8 protein-coding genes are annotated in these 6,703 nt (G+C 69.7%); 2 read left to right on the top strand and 6 right to left on the bottom strand.

What is annotated here, in order from left to right:
* Positions 1-170 precede the first annotated feature (170 nt).
* Positions 171-1,109 carry a WD40 repeat domain-containing protein gene (locus OJ997_RS23055; RefSeq protein WP_270027610.1) on the bottom strand — a complete coding sequence of 313 codons (939 nt, stop codon included), beginning with the start codon at positions 1,107-1,109 and terminating at the stop codon, positions 171-173.
* Between the two features lie 466 nt (positions 1,110-1,575).
* Here OJ997_RS23055 and OJ997_RS23050 point away from each other — a divergent pair, with 466 nt between their 5' ends.
* Complete coding sequence (locus OJ997_RS23050) at positions 1,576-1,893, top strand: hypothetical protein (RefSeq protein WP_270027609.1); 318 nt, start codon at positions 1,576-1,578, stop codon at positions 1,891-1,893.
* Between the two features lie 149 nt (positions 1,894-2,042).
* Here the strand turns inward: OJ997_RS23050 and OJ997_RS23045 are convergent, their stop codons facing one another.
* Positions 2,043-2,459: a hypothetical protein gene (locus OJ997_RS23045; RefSeq protein WP_270027608.1), complete on the bottom strand. Its 417-nt coding sequence runs from the start codon at positions 2,457-2,459 to the stop codon at positions 2,043-2,045.
* Between the two features lie 80 nt (positions 2,460-2,539).
* Between OJ997_RS23045 and OJ997_RS23040 the strand changes: the two genes are divergently transcribed.
* Entirely contained in the window at positions 2,540-3,025 is a 486-nt protein-coding gene (locus OJ997_RS23040; protein ID WP_270027607.1) for a hypothetical protein, read from the top strand.
* On the opposite strand, the gene OJ997_RS23035 is transcribed toward OJ997_RS23040, so the two are convergent.
* The 4 genes from OJ997_RS23035 to OJ997_RS23020 form a co-directional block, all read right to left on the bottom strand.
* Positions 3,020-3,637 carry a hypothetical protein gene (locus OJ997_RS23035; protein ID WP_270027606.1) on the bottom strand — a complete coding sequence of 206 codons (618 nt, stop codon included), beginning with the start codon at positions 3,635-3,637 and terminating at the stop codon, positions 3,020-3,022. The two genes, OJ997_RS23040 and OJ997_RS23035, sit on opposite strands and share 6 nt — an antisense overlap.
* Entirely contained in the window at positions 3,634-3,939 is a 306-nt protein-coding gene (locus tag OJ997_RS23030; RefSeq protein WP_270027605.1) for a PadR family transcriptional regulator, read from the bottom strand. The genes OJ997_RS23035 and OJ997_RS23030 overlap by 4 nt, the downstream gene beginning before the upstream one ends.
* A 33-nt stretch (positions 3,940-3,972) precedes the next feature.
* Positions 3,973-5,109 (bottom strand): hypothetical protein, encoded by a 1,137-nt coding sequence (locus OJ997_RS23025; protein WP_270027604.1) that lies wholly within the window; start codon positions 5,107-5,109, stop codon positions 3,973-3,975.
* A 63-nt stretch (positions 5,110-5,172) separates the two neighbouring features.
* The gene (locus OJ997_RS23020) at positions 5,173-6,666 is read right to left on the bottom strand and encodes an MFS transporter (RefSeq protein WP_270027603.1); all 1,494 of its coding nucleotides are present in this window, start codon (positions 6,664-6,666) and stop codon (positions 5,173-5,175) included.
* Between the last annotated feature and the right edge of the window lie 37 nt (positions 6,667-6,703).

Below are 6,703 nucleotides of genomic sequence, written 5' to 3'. Positions count from 1 at the left end.
CGTGCGTGCTGTGACTTGACTCGACTCTCGCCGTGATGCGGTGAAGGAGCGCTGGTGCCGCGCGCGAAGTCGCTGAAACGCCGCGAAGGGCTACTTCTGCGTCTCGTCCAAAGACGAGCGGCTGCGCTCTTCCGCGAGCGTCTCGCGGAGCATGCTTCCGTCGAGAAGCGCTAATTCGGGGCTGGCGGATCGTCCTTGCGCTGCCGTGCCTGCTCGATGCGCTGCCGTGCCTGGTTGACGATCTCTGTGATGCGGTCCTCGTGCTCGTTTGGTGGTGCGTCGGGGATCTCGCTGGTGAGCACGAGCGGCCAGTCGAGGACGAGTCCTTGGTCTGGCCCGCCGAAGGCCGTGGCCTTGGCGGTTGGGGAGATTGCGACATCGCGAGCGAGGAAGGGCAGGCGCATGAGGCGAGGTGCGCTGTGGAGGTCGTCGAAGACGCGAACGGTGGAATGGTGCGCGTGGATCAGCTCGTCGTTGGGGCCCCAGCAGAGTCCGTGCGCGGAGCCGTCCCAGGGTGCTGGGAACACTTGCTCAGGCGAGCTCCAGGTGCCGTCGGCCTGTCGCTCGGAGACCTCGAGTCCGGCGCTGATGCCGGCGATGCGGGTGCCGTCGTCGGAGAGCGCCACCGAGAACGGCCCGCCGTAGAAGCCGATGGGTTCTGGCTTGTGCGCGTCGAACGGCCATCTGCGTACGTGCGGCATGGGGCGGTCGTAGGTCCACACGGCTCGGTCTCTGGAGCGTTCGAGTCGGAAGATGCGGTCGCCCATCTCAGACCAGGCGAGGGTTCCGTCGAGCGCGCTGCGGATCATGAGAGCGCCGCCCCAGGTGGCGTCGACGATGTGCGTGCCGTCTGCGGCGAAGCGAACCGGGGTGCCTTCTCCGAGCCGGGCACCGGAGAGGCGTGTGACCTCTTCAAGGTCCGGGACGCTCAGCACGAGAACGTCGCCGGAGGTGTTCTTGACCGCGAGCAAGGTTCCGTCGGGGCTGAAGTCCGCACTTGAGGCATGCGAGAACCGTGCTGAGGCGGTTCGGCGTCTTTCGGAGACATCCCAGAGAATGATCCGCTCGCCGAGGGTGATCAGGTAGGCGCCGTCGTCGGAGAACCGCACGGTCGAGGACGAGCGAAGTTTGAAGTCGGTGCTTGATGTCATGTGGGCGCGTTCCGTGGAAGCCGTCGGGACTCTCGGCAAGGCTGGGGCGGACGGGATCGTCGCACGGAGTGGCGGATCGTCGAAAGGGGCTATTTCGGACGCGGCCCCGACCGGTCGCGACGCCTCCACCAGTGACCGCGTCGGCGTGATTGGTCTCGTTGGAACCCGAACCAGCCCTGCTGGGCGCGATCACCAGCATCACGACCGATCGGGATTGGCGCGCCACTCGCCGCGGCGTCGAACTCCTGTGCCTCCGCAACGCGCATCTCGAGCTTTGGGTCGGTGAGAAAATCCTCCGCCCAATATGCTGAATCGACCGCCTCGTCCCGATCACCATCGGGCTCGAGCGCCCCGAGTAACGCGCGGAGCGCCCGGTCTTCCGCCGCCGCGGGCGGCGATGAGCGCAACCCCCATACTGGTCCCAATGCCGGCGTACGATCTCTACGGATCTGAAGTGCACGAGATGGCTGAGCTTCAGCGCTTTGTTGAGCGCGCGCTACCGGTGCGATTCGCAGACCGAACGAGCGACTACATCGGGGACTACGCCGGTTCCGGACTTCCCGGCAACGAGCACTTCCAGATCCGCTCGAGTGTCGATGCCGACGGCGAGCTTGTGGAACCGGACTTCGCGCAGTTTCGGACGCTTCTGTACGTCAGCGGAACCGACCGGTCTCGGGAACTGCAGCACGCTCTGGGCGACATCTCTGGTCTGCAGATGCTGCGCCATCAGGTCTTCGACTGACGCCCTGCCAAGACGTCGCGAGTTCATCGTCAGCGCGCGGCAGGACGTCCTTTCGTCGAGCAGAATCACTTCGCTCTCGTCCAACGCGGACCAATGGGTTGCGACTAGGTTGGGTGGGGTGAGCCCGGAACGGATGTGGCTCGGGCGGATCAGTCGGGCAGTAGCTCGACCGCCAGTGCCGTGCCGATCGTCAGCATGAGGAGTTCGCGGAACGTCGACTCAGACGTGTACGCGATGAAGAACTCGGTCATGAAGACGAACGCCGTCCAGACGAGCGCGCTCCAGGCGAGGGCCTCGCGGACGCGGCGGCCGCCGAGCAGCGCCTGCCAGAACAGCACGGCGCCGACCGTCTCGACGGCGAACGCGCCGAGCAGCAGCAGCTTCGTCAAAGTCGGACCGACGTCGTAGATCTTCACGATGCCGCGCATGAAGTCGTAGTTGGTCGAGTCCAGGAACGTCCAGTGCAGGGCGCCAATCGAGTCGAGCAGGTCGATCGCGTTCGACAGCGCGACGATCGAGAAGTACATGGCCCAGAAGCCGATGAGGATGCGTTTGAGGGGGAGCATGTCCTCAAGATCACGGCCGCCGCGGGCCGCATCCTCCGTAGCCGATTACTGAACCTCGCCCACGGGGTACGCAGCCCGCGATGGTCGACAAGGAGAAGGTGGTGCCGGTTCCCGCGCCGTGGCGCGCGCTGCCGTCGTTCCACGTCGGTGGGCTGACCGACGTCGGGTTCGCTGAGAGCGATGGCCAGGAGTTCCTGCTCGTCGTGAGTCACAACGGGCGGGGCGTGTTCGACTTCGACGGGAATCGAGTCGCCCGCGACGACACCGGGTTGGATGACACATGGCACGACGCTCGCGCGCTCACGGCGCAAGGCATCGGGCCGCTGGAAGGCGTGCGCGTGCCGATCGTGGGGCTCTCGGGCGGTGGGTTCCCGCTGACGACGGGCGACGACTGGTCGGTCGCGCACGAGGACGAAGGGCGCGTGGAGCTGACGGCTCCGGACGGAAGCTCGCGGCTGATCCACAACGACGACTTCTTCGAGGTGCGCGCGGTGGGTTTCTCGCTCAGCGGGAAGGCGATCGTGATCGCGACCGCCGGCGAGTGCTACTTGTTCACGCGCTCATGAGCGCGCCACCCGCACGACCGCGACACCGGCGCGCGTGCAGGCCATGAGCGAGAAGGCGCCCGCCGCGAACAGCAAGCAGACGCCCGCCGGCACGTTGAGCGGCACGAGGCCCTGCTGGCTGGTGATGAGGATCGGTTGGACGACCGTCACGTAGGCCACGACCAGCAGCGTCGCAAGGCCGACGCCCTTGCCGACGCTCAGCAAGCCGCCGCGGCCCGCGGTGTAGGCGCCGACGATCGCGAGCGAGACGACGCCGGCGACGATCACGGCCGGAAGGGTGCGCTCGAACAGCGACCAGTAGGCGACCGGCACGTTGCCGCCGAAACGCAGCGTGAACGCCGCGTAGTAGGCGCCGCCGAGCGTGAGCGTGTCGAACGCGAGAGAGGGGAGGGCGGCGCGCGAGAGGCGGCGCGGAGCTCCGGCCTGCCGGCTCAGCTGGCGCGAGGCTCGGCGCAGGCCGAGCGCCCACGACAGCACGGCGAGGCGTCGACCCGTCAGCGCGGCGAGGTCGGCGCGCCACTCCTCTTCGTACCGGGCGCGCAACGTCGGCGGGAGGGCGGCGAGCGCGCGGCGCAGGAGCGTCTCGGTGACCACCGCGATCAGCAAGGTCATGCGGGCCTCGGCTTCAGGACGACGGGCGGGGGAGCGCGGAACGGCTCGACCGCCGCGAGCGCCGCCGCCGTGCCGTTCGGCGTGAGCTCGTACAGGCGGCGCGGCGGGCGGCCCGCCTCCGACGCGTCCAGCTCTTCACTCCAACTGCGCAGCCAGCCCTCGGACTCGAGCCGGTGCAGAGCGGGGTAGATCGTGCCGCTCTTGAGGCCCGTGTGGCCCATGAGCTCGAGCCCGTAGCGCGGCTCGGACGGCGCTTCGAGGAACGCGTTGAGCAGCTTGAGCGTCTGCAGCGAGAGCCGCATGCGTGGCAATGTAGCTGATCTACATAGGGGTGTCTAGCCGCTGCGGGTGGCTGAGCCTCCGCGCCACTCGACGTACGGCTTGCCGTCGCGGAAGGACGCGCGGGGCTCGGTGGCCTTGTCGGTGATCTGCTCACCGGGGGCGGCGAACAGGCCGGCCGGCGTCCTCCAGACGGTGAGGGTGTCGCCGTTGGAGCGGATCGCGACGTCACCGACCGTGCCGTCGTCGGTGAGCTGGCGTGGCTTGCCGAAGCGGCCGCTCGTCCCGGCCTGGGCGACGCGGACGGTGTCGCGGTCCTGGTCGTCCTCGTTCGCGATGGTGGACCACATCAGCAGCGCGCGGCCATTCGGGGCCACGGCGAGGCGGATCTGGGTGGTCGAGAACTCCATGCTGTTGCGGTGCGCGGCGCGGTCGACGCGCTGAGCGTGGCCGAAGCGACCGGCGCGACCGGAGACCGCGTAGACGCGACGGTGCTCGTTGCGCTCCTCGCCGCCGTCGGTCGTGCTCCAGGCGACGATCGCGCGGCCGCCTGAGCCGATGTCCGCGGCCACGGCGCTCACGTCGGACGCGGGGCCGAGCTCGATCGGCTTGCCCGGCTTCCCGTCTCGGGGGATGAGGACGGCGCGGACGGCCTTCGGGACCGAGTAGGCGACGAGCACGGCACCGTCGGGCGCGAACGCGACGGCCAGGTTCGGCGGGCTGAACGGCGTCTTCGCGGTGTCGACCGTGCGGCCGTCGACGACCACCCGGAAATCGCCGTCGAGCCCTTCCGTGCTGGGCTTGACGTACTCGGTCCAGGCCGCCGCGGTCGCTCCGCCGCGGCCGCACGCGAGCGCGCGCTCATCCGCGGGAGCCTTCGCGCCGAGCTCCTTCTGGCTGAGCAGGTGTCCGCGTGCGTCGACGGTGGCGAGCCGTGGACGGCGGCCCCAGAGCTTCACGTACGTGTCATCGCCGAGCGCGAGCACGCGACTCGGCCAGCCGGCGCGTGCGCTCGACGCGGGGCAGCGGAGCGGTGTCCGGGTGTCGCTCGGTGCCACCGTCCACGGGCCGCTTGGCGTCGGCGTCGCGACGATCTCGGTCGGTGTCGGCGTCACGGTCGCCTTGACCGGCGCGGCCTTCCCGCCACACGCGACGAGCGCGACGGCGGCGATGATGATTCCGATCCAGCGCATGGCACCACCGTCGCCCGCGGCGCGCCGGGTCCCAACCCCCAAGGGTGGACGCGCGGCTACACCTCAGGCGTGGGCGTGCTCGACGAAGTCCCGCGGGCGGATCAGCACGAAGCACACCACCGCGCCGACCAGCGCGACGATCCCGCCGATCAGCAGGATCTCGTTGAGGCCTTCGAGGAACGCGGCGCGGCCCGGCTCCACCGCCCGCTCGCCCAGCTGCTTGTAGGCGCCGAAGACGATGAAGTCCGAGAACGAGCCCTGCGCGTCGCCCGGAACCTGGCCGCCGACAGCCTCCCGGAAGGCCTGCGCGCGCCCGTCGATCACGCCCGCGACGATTGCGCCGTAGAGCGCGGTGCCGGTGGCGATGCCGACCTGGCGGGCGGTCGAGTTGATCCCGGACGCCATGCCGGCGCGCTGGGGCTCGACGACGCCGACCGCGGTCGTGGCGAGCGGCGCGTTGACCATGCCGATGCCGATCCCGCCGAGGATCATGCCGGGCAGCAGCGCGGTCCAGTCGTCGCCGACGTCCACGCCGCCGAGCAGGATCAAGGCGAAGCCGACGCAGACGAGGCCGGCGCCGATGAACCAGCGCACGCCGACGCGCTCGGCGAGCTTGCCGGAGATCGGCGCGACGACGAACGACAGCAGCGAGATCGGCAGGAAGCGCAGGCCGGCCTCCAGCGCGGAGTAGCCGAGCTGGTTCTGCATGTAGAGCGTCAGGTACAGGAACGACGCGAACATCGCCGCGCTGAGCACGAACGCCGCGACCAGCCCGCCGACGAACGTCGGCACGCGGAATAACGTCAGGTCGAACGTCGGCGAGGCGACCGACCGCTGCACGAGCACGAACGCCACCAGCAGCACGCCCGCGCCGATCAGGAGCGTGAGGATCAGCGGCGAGGTGAAGCCCTCGTCGTTGCCGCGGATCAGCCCGAGCACCAACGCGGCGAGCGCGGCCGAGAACAGCACGAGCCCGGGGACGTCCAGCGGCCCCGCGTGCTCGTTGCGCGTCTCGGCGACGTAGCGCAGCGTGAGGAAGATCACGAGCGCGCCGATCGGCAGGTTGACGAAGAAGATCGCCTCCCAGCCGATGAGCTCGGTGAGGACGCCGCCGGCCAGCGGGCCGACCGCGACGGCCGCGCCGGTCGTCGCGCCCCAGACGCCGAACGCCGTCCCGCGATCCTTGCCGCGGTACGTGCTGGCGAGCAGCGCGAGCGAGCAGGCGAACATCAGGCCGGCGCCCACACCCTGCACGCCGCGCGCCAGGTTGAGCATCAGCGGCGACCCCGCGAGCCCGCACAGCAGCGAGGCGCCCGTGAAGATCCCGACGCCGATCACGTAGATCTTGCGGCGCCCGATCCGGTCGGCCAGCGACCCGCCCGCGAGCAGCGCGGCGGCGAGCGTCAGCGCGTACGCGTCGATGACCCACTGCAGGTCGTCGAACGCCGAGTGCAGGTCGCTCTCGATCGCCGGCAACGCGACGTTGACGATCGTCACGTCGACGAGGAGCATGAACGTGCCGAGGCACACCGCGAGCAACGTCCACCAGCGACCCATCGCCCGGACGTTAGCGTCAAGCCCGCGGGACGAGCAG

This window comes from Solirubrobacter phytolaccae, assembly GCF_027587195.1.
GTDB lineage: Bacteria > Actinomycetota > Thermoleophilia > Solirubrobacterales > Solirubrobacteraceae > Solirubrobacter > Solirubrobacter phytolaccae.
Note: the sequence above shows the minus strand (reverse complement) of the source record. Positions and strands in the feature narration are given on the sequence as shown.

What these genes read in the sequence shown, in the direction of transcription:
- OJ997_RS23050 (WP_270027609.1), top strand. Translation starts at nt 1,576, where the DNA reads ATGCCGGCGTACGATCTCTACGGATCTGAAGTGCACGAGATGGCTGAG.
- OJ997_RS23045 (WP_270027608.1), bottom strand. Translation starts at nt 2,459, where the DNA reads ATGCTCCCCCTCAAACGCATCCTCATCGGCTTCTGGGCCATGTACTTC.
- OJ997_RS23040 (WP_270027607.1), top strand. Translation starts at nt 2,540, where the DNA reads ATGGTCGACAAGGAGAAGGTGGTGCCGGTTCCCGCGCCGTGGCGCGCG.
- OJ997_RS23035 (WP_270027606.1), bottom strand. Translation starts at nt 3,637, where the DNA reads ATGACCTTGCTGATCGCGGTGGTCACCGAGACGCTCCTGCGCCGCGCG.
- OJ997_RS23030 (WP_270027605.1), bottom strand. Translation starts at nt 3,939, where the DNA reads ATGCGGCTCTCGCTGCAGACGCTCAAGCTGCTCAACGCGTTCCTCGAA.
- OJ997_RS23025 (WP_270027604.1), bottom strand. Translation starts at nt 5,109, where the DNA reads ATGCGCTGGATCGGAATCATCATCGCCGCCGTCGCGCTCGTCGCGTGT.
- OJ997_RS23020 (WP_270027603.1), bottom strand. Translation starts at nt 6,666, where the DNA reads ATGGGTCGCTGGTGGACGTTGCTCGCGGTGTGCCTCGGCACGTTCATG.